This is a genomic window from Rhodococcus sp. MPR-R1B (assembly GCF_058793255.1).
Genome location: NZ_JBXAFO010000001.1, coordinates 1 through 17288, shown reverse-complemented (window position 1 = coordinate 17288; position 17288 = coordinate 1). Strand labels below are relative to the sequence as shown.

The window sequence follows — 17288 nt, the reverse complement described above, 5'->3', positions numbered from 1 at the left end:
GATGCCTACTATTCGGGGTAAAAGATTCTCATCTGCAATGGCTTCAGTCGCTGCAGAGATGTTGATTCGGAATTTGGATTTTCTCCCAGATTCAGTTATCTTACTGCAAAGTAGGTAGTATTCGGCAATCGATCGGGGCGGTGCCGACCTGAGTACAGGGATCGATATGCGGATGAACCTGGGGGCAGGTGTTCGGCGACGTCGTTGGGCGCGCGACGTATTGGCAGCCGCGACGGCATGTGCGCTGGCGATGTCCGCGTTGCTCTCGGTACAGATTTCAGCGTCGGCGTCCGAGCTGGACGAGTACGTGAATTTGCCTTTGGTGAATCGGAATGCCGAACACGGTCCGGGCGGTGTCCATCCCGCGTTGCCGACTGATCTCGGCACCTTGCAAGCCCTTGTGGAAGAAGCCCGCGCCAGTGGTCGCAGTCCGGAATCCTATGCGGCCTTGCTGTTTCAGTATCGATTGGTCGCTGCCACGGAAGCCGCCGGAATCGATCTGTCATCGTGGAATCCGCGCGCCGGAGTGTCGGCCAATCGCACGAACCTGGTGAAGTCGTACCGCTTCTACGAGGATCTGCAACTCGGTCACCCGGAATTGCAGTGGGCGGGCATGGGCGGACAGGTTGGTGCGGACTTCGGCGGAGGACTGATCGACTTCGAACTGATGGCGGACATGTACTCGTTTCCGAATCTGCAATATGTTTCCAATTCGATAGTTTCTCAGGTCACGGATCAGGTTGGCGTGCAAGCGCTGAACCAATTGCCGGCAGGGCTGCGCGCACTCGCCGCGGTGGGCAGGAACGTCACAGCGGACGACTTGGATTATGTGCTGGGGATGATCCTGGTGATGCAGAAGAACATCTTCTCGGATCTGATGCCGATGCATCAGGCATACGTGGATGAAGGACTTCTCGCGCTGGAGGAAATGCAGAGTGCCGGATTGTTCGGTCAGGATGTCATGGACGCCTGGCGTGATGTAGCCTCTGGCGATTCGAATCGGATTGCACGTGGGAACGTAGCACTGCTCCAACGTGAGCAAGGGATGATCATCCGCGACCAGTGGGATACCGTGCGCGCCTACAAAGGTGATGTGGGAGAGGCGATCACTTACGCATCGACTGTCGCCGGTTCACCTTCGGTCGCCGGCGTCGTACCGCCTCGCTCGTTTCGGTCTCTCGAGTTCGCGACAACACTGGCGGACGGACGCACCGCGACAGTGACACTGCCCCTACCGGATTGGAACTGGTCGGTGTACGAGGACCGGTGGGACTACATCACCTCGCAGCTCTTGCCGAAGTACCGAGCGATGGTCGAAGAAGATTGGCCACGGCTCGTAGCCACATTGAGTGTTCCCTACGAAAATCAATTGGAGAGTCACCGCCCGATGGTGACCCTCCCACAAACTCTCGAATCGGCCCTCTCCAGTTTGAAAGTGACGGTTCAGTGATGTCGTCGGCGACATTCCGAAGGTTGGCGCCGCTGGTAGCGCTGACCGTTGCGCTGGTTCTGCCTGCGACTGCTGGGGCCGAGGCCCCAGGCAGTGGTGTTCCAGACGATGCGCAAGCTCCGGTATCCCAGGAGTTTCGGACCGATACTCCCACTATGGGAGAGGTGTTCAACGGGTTCACCGTCGGTGCTCTCAGTTCGGGGGAGTTCGCATCCGAAGAGGAGATCTTCACTGCACTCACGCCCGATGATCCGTTTTACGACGAGCCGGTGTTGACCGGCGCCGAGCGTCCCGGTGAACTCCTGAAGTCGAAGAAGGTGGATGTACTGTTCACGGGATACAAACCGGGACAGCTCGACGCCTACAAGATCATGTACGTCACAACCGGAATCGACGGTTCGACGCCGGTGGTGAGCACCGGGATCATGATGATCCCGATCGACGGAACACCGGCATCGGAGAAGAAAGTCATCAGCTACCAGGAGGCCAACGACAGCGTTGGCGGCTACTGTCATCCGAGTTCGCACTGGACGGGCGGCGATCCGCTGGACGGCGCCTCCTGGTCGGCGTTGGGTCCGCTGGCACTGATGTTCGGAAAAGGCAATGCCGTAGTGATATCCGACGTCGGGAACAACGGAGACCGCGATCCTCACGGCGTCTTCGCGGGCAAGTTCGCGGGGCACGCGCAGTTGGATGCTGTGCGTGCAGCATTTCAGGTGCAGGATTCCGGGCTGAATCCTGAGGCGGAGATTGCGTTGTTCGGAATCGCTGGTGGTGGAGTCGGTACTGCATTCGCCGCCGAATCTGCGCAGTCCTACGCACCGGAACTCGACATCGTCTCGACAGTCCTCGAGGGAATGGTGATCAAGCCCCGAACATTCATGGAGACAACAGATTCCTCGGTCGGTGCCGGCTTCGGATTTGCGACGCTCCTTGGCCTCGAACCCTGGTACCCCGAGATGAAGTTGAACGACAAACTCAATCCCGTGGGCCGAGCGATTGCCGACGTGTACCGGGATGAGTGCCAGATGCCGGCGTACTTCACGCTTCCGTTCGTACCGCTGGCGAGCCTTTTCGAGCCGGGGATCGATCCGATCACAGAACCCAGTTTCCAGCGCGCGTACGACGACAACGTACTGGGCCACGGTGCTCCGGCGTCGAAGGTATTGATAACGTCGTGCGCAAAGGACGACTCCCCGATGTCACTTGTGCCGGCAGCTGATGCGCGAGAACTGGCGGACACGTACAGGAGTGGAGGGACCGACGTGAGCTACCAGCCCACCGACTGCAGTATGGACCGCGCATTCACGAATCCATACGGTTGGGGAACTGATCTGTTCGGAATGCAGACGATCGACTGGATAGCCCACAATTTCGACAACTGAGTGAAACTATCCGGTGACAGCGAGACGCAAACTCTGATGGCGGCGTACGAACATGCTGGGGACCCAACGGGGTGGGGATTCGGAATCGATTGTGAAGTGCGCACTGTTTTCGAGAAGGACTGCGATCGCGATCTTTGCTTCCAGACGAGCCAGCGCGGCCCCGACACAGAAATGTGCTCCTTTGCCGAAGGCGAAATGTGCTCGGGGATTGACTCTGTCGAGGTTCATCACCTGTGGTTCGACGAACGACTCGGGGTCGCGGTTCGCCGAACCCCACAGCAGTATGAGATGACTGCCGGCGGGCAGTGTCATGCCACCGAGTGTCGTGTCCGCGTTGACATGTCGGTGATGTCCGCGAAAGGGTGACTCGAGCCTGAGCGTTTCTTCCAGGAACGCGCCCACGAGTAGAGGGTCCTCGCGCAGCTGCGTCTGAATCTCAGGGCGCTCGGCGAGCAACCGTGCAGAGTTGGCGATCAGTCCGGCGGTCGATTCGCCACCCGCACCGACGAGTTGCACCAACATCAGCACGGCCACGTCTTCGCTGAGTTCGCCTGCGTCACAGCAACGGACGAGGTCTCCGAGTAGATCATCCACCGGGTGAGCCCGTGCCTCACGAAACTTGCTGTAGAGGTACCCGGTGAGTTCGGCCGCCGAGGTGACGACGCCTGTCAACCGTTCTGCGGTCACGATGCCGCTGAGAAGTTCGGTGCTGTCGTACGACCACGCCAGCAATTGGGGGACGTCGTGTGCCGGCAGGCCGATCAGCGTGGCAACCATCTGCAGCGGCAGCGTGTCCGCTACCGACGTGACCCATTCGATCCGTCGACCGTCGAAGCCGTTGTCCCACAACTGCTGCGTGTACTCGGTCATCACCGGCTCGAGTGCTCGTATACGTTTGGCGACCAGTGTCGGCAAGACAAGTTTGCGCTGGTGTTGATGGTCGGGCTCGTCGGCAGTCGCGAGAACGTGAACAGCTTGGCCGCCGCCGTTCATGTCGAAGGTCACGGCCGAACCGTCCGGTGTACGAACCAGCACGCCGGTGAGGTTGTTGGAGAAGTCGTCGGTACGGGAAACGGCTTCGGTGACCAATTCCCACGTGGACACCAGATAGAAGTCGGTATCAGGAATGCGGTACACGGGGTGCTCGCGCCGGAGTACGTCGTATAGCGGGTACGGGTCGTCGATGTTCGACGGCAGGAAAGGGTTGATGTCGAGCGTCGATGGTGTCACGAAGGGAAGATTTCACGGCCGTCGAGGAGAAGTCAACAGGTGGAAAATGCCTCTGAACTGGCATTTTGAGAAAATCTCACGCACTTCAACCCCCTCGTACTTCTCCCAGGTCAGAGGCTCGCGGCCTTCCGTAGCCTTGAGATTTCTGATTGAATCTGTCTCAGAGTGAGACGAGGTGACGGAGAGTGACCGGTGCAAACGAGCGCCGCGCCGCCGACTGGTTGGCCGGCGGTAACCGCCGTGAACTCGCAACCGAGCGCATCTTCGCGGCTGCGGCAGAGTTGATTCGAGAACAGGGATTCGATCGGTTCAACGCCGACGACGTCGCTGCCCGCGCAGGCTGTTCGAGGGCAACGCTCTACCGCTACGTAGGTGGCAAGTCCGCGATCCGCGAGGGGTTGTTGTCACGAGGCGCGGCATCCGTGGCGAGCAAGGTCGCGACTGCCGTCGAATCACTGCACGGCGACGAGCGCATCGTGGAGTCGATCCTCGTCGCCGTCGACGCGATCAGATCCGACGCTGCCATGAGCCACGGCCTTGCGGCGGCGCGGGCCAACGGAATCGACGAGTATCTCGTGTCCTCGCCGTTGCTGCCGCGTACTGCGCTGGAACTTGCGGGCTTGGATCCTGAAGGTCAAGAGTCGCAGTGGGTGGTTCGGATCGTGTTGATGCTCTTGGCATGGCCTCTCGCAGACAGGGCCGCCGAACGACGGATGGTCGAGTCGTTCATCTACTCCTGAGCGGGATTCCGTGTTCGTGAACGGTGCATCGGATCGTCGCTGCTGTAGACGGTTCGGTTCATTGCTTCATTCCTCGGCTCGGTACTCTGAGCTTGTCCGCTGCCGCGAAGGAGAGAGTCACGATGGTCGTACGCAGGCCCCGCGACCGTAAGCAGCAGATTCTTGCGGCTGCAGGTGAGCTTTTCCGTGAGCACGGTTATCACAACGTGTCTGTCGCTCAGGTGGCTGCTGCAGTTGGAATCACGGCACCTGCGCTCTATCGGCACTTCAAGAACAAGCCGGATCTCCTCTACGCCGCGGTCAACGCAGGCATCGAATCGCTCTACGATCGGGTCGCAGGTGCCGAGGATCTGAAAACACTGATCACCGAACTTGCGGCATCGGTGTCCAAACGTCGGGGTCTGTCGCTCCTGTGGCAGCGAGAGGCACGCTATCTGCCTGACGAGCAACGTGAGGAAATGCGTTCGACCCTCAAGAGTGCAGCTTCGCGCGATGCAGCGCTGATCCGAATTGAGCGTCCCGACCTCGACGAGGAAGACAGCTATCTGCTCGCCTGGGCTGTCATCGCAGTCTTCAACAGTGTGTCTTCGCATCGAGTGTCCTTGCCGAGGCGTCAGATGGAACTGCTGCTTGTCGAGTTGGCAGACCGCGCTGCATACGCGGAACTGGGTCGCTCAGAAGTGAAAGTCGTGGCGGCAACGGGTCACCTGCCCGTTGTGATACCCAGACGTGAACTCTTGTTGACCGAAGCAATTCGGCTGTTCGACGAGCGTGGATATCAAGCAGTCAATACCGAGGACATCGGTGAGGCTGCAGGAACGACAGGCCCGAATGTGTACAACCACTTCGATGCCAAGATCGACCTGCTGATCTCCGCGGTCTCGCGGGGCGGCGAGCGTCGCCGGCTCGGCGTTGCACAGGCTCTCGGCGCCGCAACCGGCCCGGAGGACGCGCTGTCCGGATTGCTTGCCGCACATATCGATTTCGCGATCAACGAGCGTCATTTGATCGGGTTGTTGATCAGCGAACTCGACCAATTACCGGACAAGTTCCGCCGCACGTGTGAACAGAATCAACGTGAGTACGTCGCGCTATGGGTCAAGATGCTCGAAGAAGTCCGTCCGGGCCTCGAGTCCGCCACCGCCAGGATCACCGTCAATGCCACTTTGACAGTTGTGGAGAACGCCGTCCGAATCGGCCGGCTTCGCCGTCGCGACGACCTGTCGGACAGACTCTTCGAGATCGGCTGCGCCCTGCTGCTGGGCGCATGAAAAATTCGGGTAAGCGCCACGGGCGGCGGATCGACTCACGAAACTGATCGGAGACGTCATGCGTTTCGACGCAACAGAACTGACGATCGAGGAGCTTGCTCTTCAGGCTGAAGTGCGGGAGTACCTCGACAAGCGACTCACCCCCGGTACCTACTCGCTCGGACTCGGGATGGCCGGGGCGGTGGATCCGGTGTTCTCGCGAGATCTGGGTCGACGTGGGTGGCTCGGCATGTCGCTGCCGAAGGAATACGGCGGGGGCGGACGGTCAGCAGTGGATCGATTGGTCGTCGTCGAAGAACTTCTCGCGCGGGGAGCGCCGGTCGGCTATCACTGGATCGGAGACAGACAGTCGGGTCCGAGCATCGCCGCCAACGGCACGGAAGAACAGAAGCGGTACTTCCTTCCCGGTATCGCGAGCGGTGAGTTCTCGTTCTCGATCGGGATGAGTGAGCCCGACTCGGGTTCGGACCTGGCATCGGTGCGCACTCGCGCCGAACGTGTCGATGGTGGCTGGAAAGTCAACGGCACCAAGATCTGGACCACCGGCGCCTTCCATGCCACACACATACTCGCCCTGCTTCGAACCTCGGCAGACAAGCACAACGGTCTCACTCAGCTGATCGTCGATCGCGACAGCGAGGGTCTGACCGTCTCACCCATTCCGTTCATCGACGGTAGTGAGGACTTCTGCGAGGTGTCGTTCCAGGATGTTTTCGTGCCGGATTCGCGTCGCCTCGGAGACGTCGGAGCGGGCTGGGGACAAAACACCGGTGAACTCGCACTCGAGCGAGGTGGCGTCGACCGTTGGATGTCGCTGATGCCGGTCCTCGAGAACTTCGCGGCCAACCAAGCAGCGCAATGCGGTCCAGCTGCCCTCGCCGATCTGGGCTCGATTACCGCACGCTGCTGGGCTTTTCGCGGGATGTCGCTGTCCATCGCACGGATGGTCGACGCCGGTCGCTCGCCGGTCACGGAGGCCGCGCTGATCAAGGAGATGGCAACACGCTTCGAACAGGACTGTGTTGCGACCGTCGCGCGGCACCTCGGCCGGGCTCCGGACCTTGCATCCGACGATCCGTACGAGTCGCTGCTCGCCCGGGCCGTGCTGGTGGCGCCGTCGTGGTCGATTCGCGGCGGTACCAACGAAATTCTCCGCACCGTGATCATGAAAGGGTTGGACCGATGAATTCGGGGTCACAGATCAACGCGTACACATTCGACGCCGACCTCGAATCGATGGTCGAGCAATTTTTCGCCGAGAAGTCCGGCACCGAGGTGGTAGCGCAGGCGGAGATCGGCGGTCTGCCCGCCGGATTATGGAGCGCGGCAGTCGAACTAGGGTTACCTCTGGTCGGTCTTCCCGAATCGGTTGGTGGTTCCGGTGGCTCGCTCCTCGACGCCGTGACTGTCCAGCGCGCGGCGGCGAGGCACGCTGCGCCGCTGCCGCTCGCCGAGACGTACCTCGCGGGCAGGCTGGCAACGGCGGGCGGGTTACCCGTGCCCTCCGGAATCGCAACGGTCGCCCCGGGTTCGCCGCGCGACGATGTGCGCCGGACCGACGACGGTTTCCTGTCGGGAACCTTTCACGACGTGCCGTGGGGTAGTGCCGCATCAGTGCTGGCAGCAGTTCTCGGTGATCGCGTCGTACTCCTTGACATCTCCGACGCCGAGATCGGTGGCGGGACGGATCTTGCGGGGCAACCGCGTGAGAGCCTGACGTTCTCCGAAGCGCGGACCATTGACGGCGACAACCCGGTCGATGCCCGGATTCTCAGCAAGCTCGGCGCGTTCTTGCGCTCGGTGCAGATGTCGGGAGCGATGGAGTCGGCGTCGACGTTGACCCGGCGCTATGTGTCCGACCGGGTGCAATTCGGTAGGCCCGTCGCGCAGTTTCAAGCAGTCCAGCAGCATATCGTGACGCTTGCTCAGATGGCTTCGATGTCCACGCTGGCCGTCGATCGCACTGCACATGCACTCATCAGAGGCGACGCCGACTTCGAAGTGAGCGCAACCAAATTGGTGGTTTCGCAGAATGCGCTCGTGAGCGTCCGCGCCGCCCACCAGGCACACGGTGCAATCGGCATGACCCGCGAATACCGATTGCAACAACTGACGCGTCGACTGCACGCCTGGCGATCGGAGTTCGGCGACGAAATCGCGAGTGCGACGCAACTAGGAGAGGCCGTAGCGGCGTCGCCGTCACTGCACCGCTTGATCACCGACCCAGAACCGACATTGAAGCTGTAATCCTGACCGTCGTAAAGGATTACGTTGCGTTGCAACGAAGATCGCGCTTCAGCACCTTGCCTGCTGCCGACAGCGGCAATGCATCGACGAATTGGAAAGTGCGCGGAGATTTGTATCCGGCTATCAGCGTTTTCACGTGAGCGCGCAGTTCGTCGGCGTCGGCGTCGAAACCATGCCGAAGGACGACCACGGCATGGACACGCTCGCCCCACTGGGCATCGGGCAGACCGATCACGGAACAGGCCGCGACGGATTCGTGTTGTACCAGAGCATTTTCGACCTCGGTGGAGTAGACGTTCTCGCCACCGGTGACGATCATGTCCTTGATGCGATCGACGATGAACAGGTAACCGCGGGCGTCGAGGTATCCGGCGTCGCCGGTATGCATCCACCCGTCGCGGAGCACTTCTGCGGTCTCCTTCGGTTTGTTCCAGTATCCGAGCATGACGTGGCTGCCGAACGTGACGATTTCGCCCACCTTGCCGGGTGGGAGTTCCGAGCCGGCCGGATCGACGATTTTCACCTCGCAATGAGGGAGCGCGCGACCAGCGCTGCGGAGGAGATCACCACCTTCGAGGTGATCGGCTGGACTCAGCATGCTGATGTGCGCGGTTTCAGTCATCCCATAGCCCTGAGCGAAGGAACTGTTGGGGAACATTTGCATGACCTGCCCGAGAAGCGTCGGAGATATGGGCGAGGCGCCGTATCTCAGGATCCTGACGCTGGACAGATCGTAGGTGGTTGCGTCTTCGCCCGTTTCGTTTTTGTGGGCGACCAACATCTGGAGCATTGTCGGCACCAGACCCACGGTTGTCGGGCGATAGCGGTCCACGGCCTCGAGGAACGTCCGTGGGCTGAAGTTCGCTACGAAGACCTGGGTTCCACCCATCAGCGACTGAGCCAACCATCCGACGATCCCGGCAATGTGAAACAGAGGGTTCACCGCGAGGTTCGTTCCGTTGCTGATTGCCACGCCGCCTGCCGCGAGAGTGCCCAGCGCCGAGGTCATCAGCGCTTGATGGCTGATCATCACGCCCTTCGGCACTCCGGTGGTCCCGCCGGTGTAGAGGAGTAGTGCAAGCGTGTCGCCGCCGACGCGCAGATCGTCGACCGGAATCGCCTCCGCGATCACCTGTTCGTAGTCGAGCATTCCGTCCGGAACTCGGTCGTTGCCGCAGTAGACGACAGTGGTCAGGCCTGGACACGCCTCGCGAAGGGTAGATCCGACGGAAGCAAAATTCTCGTCCACGAGTAATACCGTCGACCCTGAATCTTCCAGGGCGTACCTGATTTCCGCCGTGCTCCAGCGAGAATTGACCGGACTGGCCACTGCTCCGAACCACCAGCAGGCCAGGAGCGCCTCGTGGTAGTAGTCGGAGTTCGATGCCAAGATCGCGACTCTGTCACCGGTGTGCAGGCCTAACGTCTGCAGCCCGCCCGCGAGCCTCTTGATCCGGTCGACCGATTCGCGAGACGTGCGCACTCGGCCATCGGAGATCGTCATCACCGCTTCGGGCGACGCTCGTAGGGATCGGTGAACGAATTGAGTCAGCTGCATGCGATTCCTCCTGCGAGTGTGCGGCGAGTGCTCTGACTCGGATCAGTTCCGGCACTGATGCTATTGGCCTGACAATTGCCCTCACCCACCGCCTGAAATCATGCCCCACTCCGGTGCAATCTAGACGATTGTCCAGTTAACTCTGACGATTCCATCCTGCCGTGGGGTGATTTCTGCGAGAGTGTCGAACATGCGAGCAATCCTGGTAGCCGGTATGAGTGCGTTCGTGGCGGTCGTCTCGGCGCCCTCTGCCGGCGCCGAAACGACTACGAACCAAGTGCGCTCGTTTTCCGAGACCACGTCAGTCGGGGTCCACAATTCCTACGAGAAGGCGACGTTTCCGTACTTCGCCGACGCTTTGGATTCCGGGGCGTCGTTGCTCGAGCTGGACCTGTGGACCAACGGGGGCGGTCCGGACTGGCGTGTGTCGCACATGAATCCGGTGGCGAGCGAGAGCAACTGCGTCGGCGCTCAGGACGCATCCGGGTTGCGAAGCGGTCTACGAGATCAGGGATTCCGTGGATGCCTGGCAGATATGCGGGCGTGGCACGAGGCCAATCCCGAGCACCCGCCGGTGATGATCAAGTTGGAAATCAAGGACGGGTTCACTGCCGGGTACGGACGTGGGCCCGCGGATCTCGACGCCCTGATTCTCGGGACTCTCGGAGACGCGGTTTTCACGCCGGCCGACCTGATGGGGGAGTCCTACTCCACCCCGGATGCCGCCGTCACCGAGCGTGGATGGCCGAGCAATTCCGAAATGACCGGGAAATTTCTGTTCGAGCTGATACCGGGAACGATCGAGGAGGGAAACCCTCTCGATACGGAGTGGACGGACCGGCAGTATGCGACGCACCTGCGAGATCTGTCCTCCGCCGGGCTCGTCGAACTCGGCGCCGCCTTTCCCGCTGTTCACCGTGCATCACCGGGAGACCCACGTCTCGACCGCTATACCGACCCGGGGATCCGTCCGTGGTTCGTGATCTTCGACGGTGACGCTCTCGACTACACCGCCGGAGTCGTGGATCCGAGTTGGTACCACGATCGCGGCTACCTGCTCGTCATGACCGACGCGCACAAGGTCGCTCCGCAGATCGACGGAACCCATGCCACCGAAACCGAGGCGAGCGAGCGTCTCGACCTGTTGGCCGGGCAGCACGCAAGTTACATCACCGCGGACTGGTCGAGGTTGCCGAACGTAGTGTCCACCGTGGTGCCGCGTCGGTGATTTTCGAATGGCCGGATCGTGAAGAGCGAGATCTGACGGGCGGCAATTCTCAGGAACAGGGTGCAGGATGGGTTCATGCGCACTGTCACGTGGAATCCCGAAGTCTACGGCCGCTATTCGGGTGAGCGGTCACGCCCGTTCGTGGACCTGGTGTCACGGGTGGCCACCGAAGACCCGACGCGGGTAGCCGACCTCGGCTGCGGATCAGGCACCCTGACCGCGATGCTCGGGGAAAGATGGCCGGACGCCTCGGTATCCGGATTCGACTCGTCTCCCGAAATGGTCGCGCAGGCCCCTACAGACCTACCGGGAAACGTCACCGTCGAGTTGGGGGACATCATGTCCTTCGACGCCACCGGTTACGACGTGGTCGTCAGTAACGCTGCATTGCAGTGGGTTCCGAGCCATCGCGAGCTGATCGACCAGTGGGCGGACACCCTGGAATCCGGATCGTGGCTGGCGTGGCAGGTGCCGGGTAACTTCGATGCTCCGTCCCATGCGCTCATGCGAGATCTCGCGGAATCAGCGGAATGGAGTGAGCGACTGGGTGGCGTCCTACGCGGCCCGGAAGGCGTCGACAGTCCAGTTCAGTACGCGCAGCGTCTCCAAGAACACGGATTCGACGTCGACGCCTGGGAGACGACGTACGTACACGTGCTGGCAGGTGCCGACCCGGTGCTCGGATGGGTACGGGGGACGGGGTTACGACCCGTGCTCGACGTTCTCGGCGAAGCTGACGCTCCGGAGTTCGAGCGTCAGTATTCCGATCTGCTGAGGGAGGCCTACCCCGCAACAGCCGCCGGAACGCTCTTTCCGTTCCGGCGGGTGTTCTGCGTCGGACGCAAACGGTAACTACTCGGCTGGGTTGCGGTCAGCCGATCACTGCGCCGTGACAAAGCCTTCCGAGACCAGCCAGTCGCGGGCCACGTCCGCCGGCTCCTTGCCGTCGACGTCGACCTGCCGGTTGAGCTCGGTCATCACCTCGTTGGTCAGTCGCTCCGAGATCGGTGCCATGACTTCTGCTACCTGCGGATGTGCTTCCGCGAAGTCCTTTTTCATCACCAGTGCCGGATTGTATTTCGGGAAGAACTGGAGATCGTCGTCGAGCAGAACGAGATCAAGTGCGATGATGCGACCGTCGGTGGTGAACACCTCGCCGAACTTGCACTGATCGCCATCGGCTGTCGCCTGGTAGATGATGCCGGTCTGCAGGATCTGGCGTTGGGCACGAGAGGCGTCGAAACCGTATTTCGCTGCCAGGCCGGGATATCCGTCCTGGCGGACGTTGAACTCGGTCTCGACGCACGTCACCGCAGCTCCGGGATCGGATTCGACCAACTTCGCGTAGTCGGAAACGGTCTTGACACCGGTCTTCTCAGCGGTCTCCTTGCTCATCGCCAATGCATACGTATTGTTCATCGGCGCCGGATCGGTCCACACCATGTCGTTCGCAGCAAGGTCCGCATCGCGGACGGCCTCGAACTGCGCCTGCGAATCGGGAAGCGGTGTCTCGTTGCCGAGGTAGTTGATCCAGCCGGTTCCGGTGTATTCGTACGCAAGATCGATCTGGCCGTTCAACTGTGCGTCACGGGTGCTGTTCGAGCCCTGGATGTTCGTGAGATCTCGAACATCCGCGCCCGCAGCGGCCATCGCGAATTCGATGACGTACCCGAGCACGATCTGCTCGGTGAAGTCCTTGGAGCCGACGGTCATCTTCACACCCTCGAGCTCCGGAACCGGCTCGATGCTGCCGGGGCCGACGGCCAGGGGCAGTGCGCCACCGGACTCGAGACCACACGAAGCGACAAGTGTGAGGCCGATCGTGGCAACCGCGAGTTTCCAGCCCCACGTTCTGGTGATCGAAGTCTTGGTCATCGCAATCCCTTGGGCCCGAGATAAGTTTCGGCGAGCGCGCCGAGCCAGTCGATCAGCAAGGCCAGCGACACCGCCAGTACGGCACCGACAACGAGGGTGACGTTGTCGCGGAGCTTGTATCCGGTGTCGATCAGAATGCCGAGTCCGCCGGCACTGACCAGGAAGCACAGCGTCGCGGTACCGACGGCCAGAACGAGCGAAGTACGCAGTCCTGCAAGGATGTACGGGACGGCCATCGGGAATTCGAGTTGACGCAGGACCGTGAGCGAAGACATTCCCTGCCCGCGCCCGGCATCGATCAAGGTCTTGTCCACTTGCTGGTAGCCGAGGATGGTGTTGCGCAGCACCGGAAGCAACGAATAGAACGCGATGGGAAACACGCCGATCCAGAAGCCGGTCGTTCTTGTCGCGAGATAGAACAGCACGAGCAGGCCGATGGCAGGCGCTGCGGCTCCGATGTTGGCTATCCCCACGAAGAACGGTGCCAGCCGGGTGAATTTCGGCCTGGTCAGCAGGGTTCCGAGTGGAACTGCGATGGCGACGACGATGATGACCACGGCGGCCGTGATCAGTACGTGCTGCCAGGTCAGTGTGACGATGTTGTCGAGATTGATGCTCGCCTTCTGCGTCGCGTTGAGATCTCGGCTGAATGCCCAGATCAACACGCCCGCAACCAGGATCAGGACGATGACCGGCTGGACATACAGCCGCATCCGTTCCGCACGGCGCGTGGCGGCGTTCTCGGCCGCACCCAGATCGGGGGCGTCCGGTTCCATCTCAGGCGCGGAGACGCGCTCCTCTGTCGTGGCAGTCATGTTCAACCCTCGACGTTCTCGGTGTCTGGCTCTTCGTCGTGGTCGTGCGCATGCTCCTCGCGCATTTCGGAAAGATGGCTGACCAGTGTGTCGATGGTGATGAGACCGACGTACTCGCCACGCCGTCCGGTGACCACGGTGGACGCATTGCTCTCTGCGAGAAGAGCTTCCAACGCATCCTGCAGGGTGGACTGGATGGACACGGCTTCGCCGATCTCGTTACCGACACCTCGAAGAGTCGACGCATGGGCGAGGTGGCCGGGCGAGACCCAGCGAAGCGGCCGTCCGCGCTGATCGAGAATCAGGGCCCACTTCCACTTACGCGCTGCGAGTGCGGTTCTCAAATCATCGACCGAATCGGTTTCGCGGGCGGTGAGGCACTGTTTGAGTTTGATCTGGCGCACGCGTGTCAGGGTCAGCTGCTTGAGCGAGGCGTCCGCCCCGACAAATCCGGCGACCATGTCGTTTGCGGGATTGGCGAGAATCGCTTCCGGAGTGTCGTACTGCATGATGCTGGACTGATTGCCCAGCACGGCAATACGGTCACCGAGTTTGACTGCCTCGTTGAAATCGTGGGTGACGAAGACGATGGTCTTACCCAACTCCGACTGCAGACGCATCAGTTCGTCCTGGAGCAGGCCGCGGGTGATCGGATCGACGGCACCGAAAGGTTCGTCCATCAACAGCACCGGAGGATCGGCAGCCAGCGCCCGCGCCACGCCCACACGCTGTTGCTGCCCGCCGGACAATTGGCGAGGGTAGCGGTCGCGATAGGTATCGGGATCGAGGCCTACGAGGTCGAGCATCTCGTCGGTGCGCGCTGCGATACGTTTCTTGTCCCAACCGATCAGACCCGGGACAGTCGCGACGTTCTTCGCAATCGTGAAGTGCGGGAACAAGCCTGCCTGCTGGATCGAGTACCCGATGCCACGGCGGAGCTTGTCCGGGTCGATCGACAGCGCGTCCTTGCCGTCGATGGTGATCTTGCCGGAGGTAGGTTCGATCAGGCGGTTGATCATGCGCATCGTCGTTGTTTTGCCGCAACCCGAAGGTCCGACGAAGACCACGATTTCACCGGCCGGAACAGTCAGCGAAACATTGTCCACCGCTGCAGCTTTCTGGCCCGGGTACCGCTTGGTGACGGACTCCAGGACGATCTCGACCCCGGATACCTTCTGATCTGTGGATACGTCAGACGGAATGGTTTCAGTCATTGCAGCCCCTTCGAAGTAGTGAGACGACCGATGACGACGTAGATTCCGTCGAGAATCAGAGCGAGAATGACGATCAGTACGGTGCCGACCAGCGCTTGCGGAACAGCATTCGGGCTACCGACACGCGAGAGTCCGGAGAAGATCAGGTTTCCCAGACCAGGACCTTTGGCGTACGCCGCGATGGCGAGGATGCCCATGAGCATCTGTGTACTGACCCGCATGCCGGTGAGGATCGACGGCCACGCGATCGGTAGCTCGATTCGACTCAGTACGTGCATGCGATTCATTCCGACACCGCGGGCTGCGTCCGTGATCGCCGGGTTGACTGCATCCAGACCGATGATCGTGTTCCGAATGATCGGGAGCAGGGCATACAAGATCAACGCGGTGATCGTGGGAGCGACGCCGAGACCGAGAATCGGAATGAGCAGTCCGAGGAGGGCGAATGAAGGAACCGTCAGGATCGTGCTGGCCAACGCCGTAGCGATGGAGGATCCCGCCGGGCTCCGGTAGACGAGAATGCCGATGATCACGGCGGCAATCGTCGCGATGATCACGGACTGGATAACTGCTGAAACATGTAGGTACGAGTCGGTCATCAATTGTTGTCGTCGTGCAACGACAAAATCCCATAGGGCGCCCATATTTCCGAACCCACTTTCTTCGGACTTCTGCTCGCTCGAACGTCTTCCCTCGACACCGACCGGCGCACAAGGGCTTTCCCCGCAGCCTCCGTAGGCCGAGGGGTTTCCCTCGACTGTCGTCCAAAAACTGAGATACTGCAACTAATTCCGATTGCAGCGTGTCGGATGTTGTTCTGGACGTGAGATTTTGCGAGACGCGGGTATGTACCCACTGCGGGCAGAGTTGAAACGCGCTGTAGATGGCAAAGCGGGAGAGTTCCGCAGAACTCTCCCGCATTGCTTGATTTGTCCGAATTGTCCTCAGGCCCAGCTGAGCGCATCCTCATCGGAGAGGCGCGGCAGACGATCGAACCAGGGGTTCTCACCGGGATGGCCGATGTTCACCACGAGGATCGTCTTGAAACGTCCGTCTGCGAAGAATTCGCCGTCGATGCCGTCGGCGTCGAACCCGGCCATCGGGCCGGCGACCAGACCCTGTGCGCGAATCGCGAGGATCACATAGCCGGCCTGAAGTGCGGCATTGAACCGACTCGTCGAACTGGCGGCAGCCTCGTCGGATTCGAAGTAGTCCTTCATCTCCGGGCGAATGGGGAACAGGTTGGGGATGTGCTTGTAGAACTCGGTGTCCACCGCCAGAACGGCAACTGCAGGAGCGGCCTCGGTCTTGGCTTTGTTGCCGTCTGCCATGTGCTCGACGAGGCGTGCTTTGCCTTCCTCGGTACGGACGAACAGCACACGTAGCGGATTGGTGTTGGCCGCGGTCGGTGCCCACTTCGCGAGCTCCCAGATCGCAGTCAGTTCGTCGTCGGTCACAGGTTCGTTCGAGAAGGAGTTGGCGGTGCGAGCCGCAGTGAAGAGGAGCTCGCGGCCGGCTTCGTCGAGTTGCTGGGCGGTGAATGGGGTGGCTGCGTCGAGAGACATCGGGGGTTTCCGTTCCGTGGTAGCTCGACCGAGCATCACCCGGTAAAGCTAGTTGCTAGTAAAAAAATAGTGCCTACGGATACGTTAGCACTGTGGCTAGGATGGTGGGGTGGCAAGCAAGAGCGAAGCGGGACACGAGCCCCGCGCATGTGACGGGGCTCTGGCCCGCGCGTTCGGCTTCCTGGGCAAACGGTGGAACGGCGTCATTCTCGGCACGCTGCTGAACGGGCCGGCGGGATTCTCCGAACTCAAGCGCGCGGTGGGCGGGATCAGTGATTCGGTGCTCTCGGAACGCCTGACGGAGTTGGCAGGGGCAGGCCTGGTGACGAGGAGCGTCGATGCAGGTCCGCCCATCGCCGTGGAGTACGAACTCACAGCGTCGGGGCAGGCGCTGCTCCCCGCTCTCAGTGAACTGACAACGTGGGCCGCCGAAAATCTGCCACCCGAGAGTTGCTCGAACTGAGCGCTAGCTCGAACGGCAGTTCAGCGACTGCGCGGGTCCTGTTTCTGCCAGTTGTTATTTCCTTACCGTTTTTCCCGGGCGATACTGGCCGAACATTTGTCGGTTCGGGGCTGCCTGGGGACGCCGGGTATGGCTCTTTTTGTGCTGCTGTTCGCATGGCTGAAGGAGAATGTCAACGTCGGATGAAAAGTGATCGGTGATCGTCGGACGAAAATTCACCACCCGGCTTGGATTTAGTCCCTGCTGG

At 61.1% G+C, this 17288-nt stretch carries 17 protein-coding genes; 9 read left to right on the top strand and 8 right to left on the bottom strand.

Going from position 1 to position 17288, the window contains the following annotated elements; all coding sequences use genetic code 11:
* Window positions 1–166: 166 nt before the first annotated feature.
* Window positions 167–1450 carry a hypothetical protein gene (locus AC1Q61_RS00085; protein ID WP_215516073.1) on the top strand — a complete coding sequence of 428 codons (1284 nt, stop codon included), beginning with the start codon at window positions 167–169 and terminating at the stop codon, window positions 1448–1450.
* Window positions 1450–2835 (top strand): lipase family protein, encoded by a 1386-nt coding sequence (locus AC1Q61_RS00080; RefSeq protein WP_252194536.1) that lies wholly within the window; start codon window positions 1450–1452, stop codon window positions 2833–2835. Before AC1Q61_RS00085 ends, AC1Q61_RS00080 begins: the two co-directional genes overlap by 1 nt.
* A 6-nt stretch (window positions 2836–2841) precedes the next feature.
* On the opposite strand, the gene AC1Q61_RS00075 is transcribed toward AC1Q61_RS00080, so the two are convergent.
* On the bottom strand, window positions 2842–4065 hold the full coding sequence (locus AC1Q61_RS00075; RefSeq protein WP_215516071.1) for a cytochrome P450: 1224 nt from the start codon (window positions 4063–4065) through the stop codon (window positions 2842–2844).
* 185 nt (window positions 4066–4250) lie between these two features.
* Here AC1Q61_RS00075 and AC1Q61_RS00070 point away from each other — a divergent pair, with 185 nt between their 5' ends.
* The 4 genes from AC1Q61_RS00070 to AC1Q61_RS00055 all read left to right on the top strand — a co-directional run bounded on the left by AC1Q61_RS00070 (window position 4251) and on the right by AC1Q61_RS00055 (window position 8323).
* Window positions 4251–4805: a TetR/AcrR family transcriptional regulator gene (locus AC1Q61_RS00070; RefSeq protein ID WP_042922337.1), complete on the top strand. Its 555-nt coding sequence runs from the start codon at window positions 4251–4253 to the stop codon at window positions 4803–4805.
* A gap of 122 nt (window positions 4806–4927) precedes the next feature.
* Complete coding sequence (locus AC1Q61_RS00065) at window positions 4928–6076, top strand: TetR/AcrR family transcriptional regulator (protein WP_178377370.1); 1149 nt, start codon at window positions 4928–4930, stop codon at window positions 6074–6076.
* Window positions 6077–6134: 58 nt separating this feature from the next.
* Window positions 6135–7262 (top strand): acyl-CoA dehydrogenase family protein, encoded by a 1128-nt coding sequence (locus tag AC1Q61_RS00060; protein ID WP_042922335.1) that lies wholly within the window; start codon window positions 6135–6137, stop codon window positions 7260–7262.
* Complete coding sequence (locus AC1Q61_RS00055) at window positions 7259–8323, top strand: acyl-CoA dehydrogenase family protein (protein ID WP_030535203.1); 1065 nt, start codon at window positions 7259–7261, stop codon at window positions 8321–8323. The genes AC1Q61_RS00060 and AC1Q61_RS00055 overlap by 4 nt, the downstream gene beginning before the upstream one ends.
* Before the next feature lie 19 nt (window positions 8324–8342).
* On the opposite strand, the gene AC1Q61_RS00050 is transcribed toward AC1Q61_RS00055, so the two are convergent.
* Entirely contained in the window at window positions 8343–9881 is a 1539-nt protein-coding gene (locus tag AC1Q61_RS00050; protein WP_492650753.1) for an acyl-CoA synthetase, read from the bottom strand.
* A 190-nt stretch (window positions 9882–10071) separates the two neighbouring features.
* On the opposite strand from AC1Q61_RS00050, the gene AC1Q61_RS00045 reads away from it, so the two are divergent.
* Both AC1Q61_RS00045 and AC1Q61_RS00040 read left to right on the top strand, forming a co-directional pair.
* Window positions 10072–11109, top strand: coding sequence for a phosphatidylinositol-specific phospholipase C domain-containing protein (locus AC1Q61_RS00045; protein WP_312638928.1), 1038 nt, complete (start codon window positions 10072–10074; stop codon window positions 11107–11109).
* A gap of 75 nt (window positions 11110–11184) precedes the next feature.
* Complete coding sequence (locus AC1Q61_RS00040; protein WP_030535206.1) at window positions 11185–11961, top strand: trans-aconitate 2-methyltransferase; 777 nt, start codon at window positions 11185–11187, stop codon at window positions 11959–11961.
* Between the two features lie 27 nt (window positions 11962–11988).
* On the opposite strand, the gene AC1Q61_RS00035 is transcribed toward AC1Q61_RS00040, so the two are convergent.
* The 5 genes from AC1Q61_RS00035 to AC1Q61_RS00015 form a co-directional block, all read right to left on the bottom strand.
* On the bottom strand, window positions 11989–12984 hold the full coding sequence (locus AC1Q61_RS00035) for a glycine betaine ABC transporter substrate-binding protein (protein WP_003939988.1): 996 nt from the start codon (window positions 12982–12984) through the stop codon (window positions 11989–11991).
* Entirely contained in the window at window positions 12981–13799 is an 819-nt protein-coding gene (locus AC1Q61_RS00030; protein ID WP_003939758.1) for an ABC transporter permease, read from the bottom strand. Before AC1Q61_RS00030 ends, AC1Q61_RS00035 begins: the two co-directional genes overlap by 4 nt.
* Window positions 13800–13801: 2 nt before the next feature.
* A complete protein-coding gene (locus AC1Q61_RS00025) occupies window positions 13802–15013 on the bottom strand; it encodes an ATP-binding cassette domain-containing protein (protein ID WP_007731456.1) in 1212 nt (403 codons plus the stop codon).
* The gene (locus tag AC1Q61_RS00020) at window positions 15010–15657 is read right to left on the bottom strand and encodes an ABC transporter permease (protein ID WP_019745160.1); all 648 of its coding nucleotides are present in this window, start codon (window positions 15655–15657) and stop codon (window positions 15010–15012) included. Before AC1Q61_RS00020 ends, AC1Q61_RS00025 begins: the two co-directional genes overlap by 4 nt.
* A gap of 300 nt (window positions 15658–15957) precedes the next feature.
* Complete coding sequence (locus AC1Q61_RS00015) at window positions 15958–16578, bottom strand: malonic semialdehyde reductase (RefSeq protein WP_007731458.1); 621 nt, start codon at window positions 16576–16578, stop codon at window positions 15958–15960.
* 109 nt (window positions 16579–16687) lie between these two features.
* On the opposite strand from AC1Q61_RS00015, the gene AC1Q61_RS00010 reads away from it, so the two are divergent.
* Window positions 16688–17041: a winged helix-turn-helix transcriptional regulator gene (locus AC1Q61_RS00010; RefSeq protein ID WP_007731459.1), complete on the top strand. Its 354-nt coding sequence runs from the start codon at window positions 16688–16690 to the stop codon at window positions 17039–17041.
* 54 nt (window positions 17042–17095) lie between these two features.
* Here AC1Q61_RS00010 and AC1Q61_RS00005 read toward each other — a convergent pair.
* Window positions 17096–17288, bottom strand: a 193-nt coding sequence (locus tag AC1Q61_RS00005; protein ID WP_492650752.1) for a hypothetical protein, incomplete at its 5' end; no start/stop codon positions are given.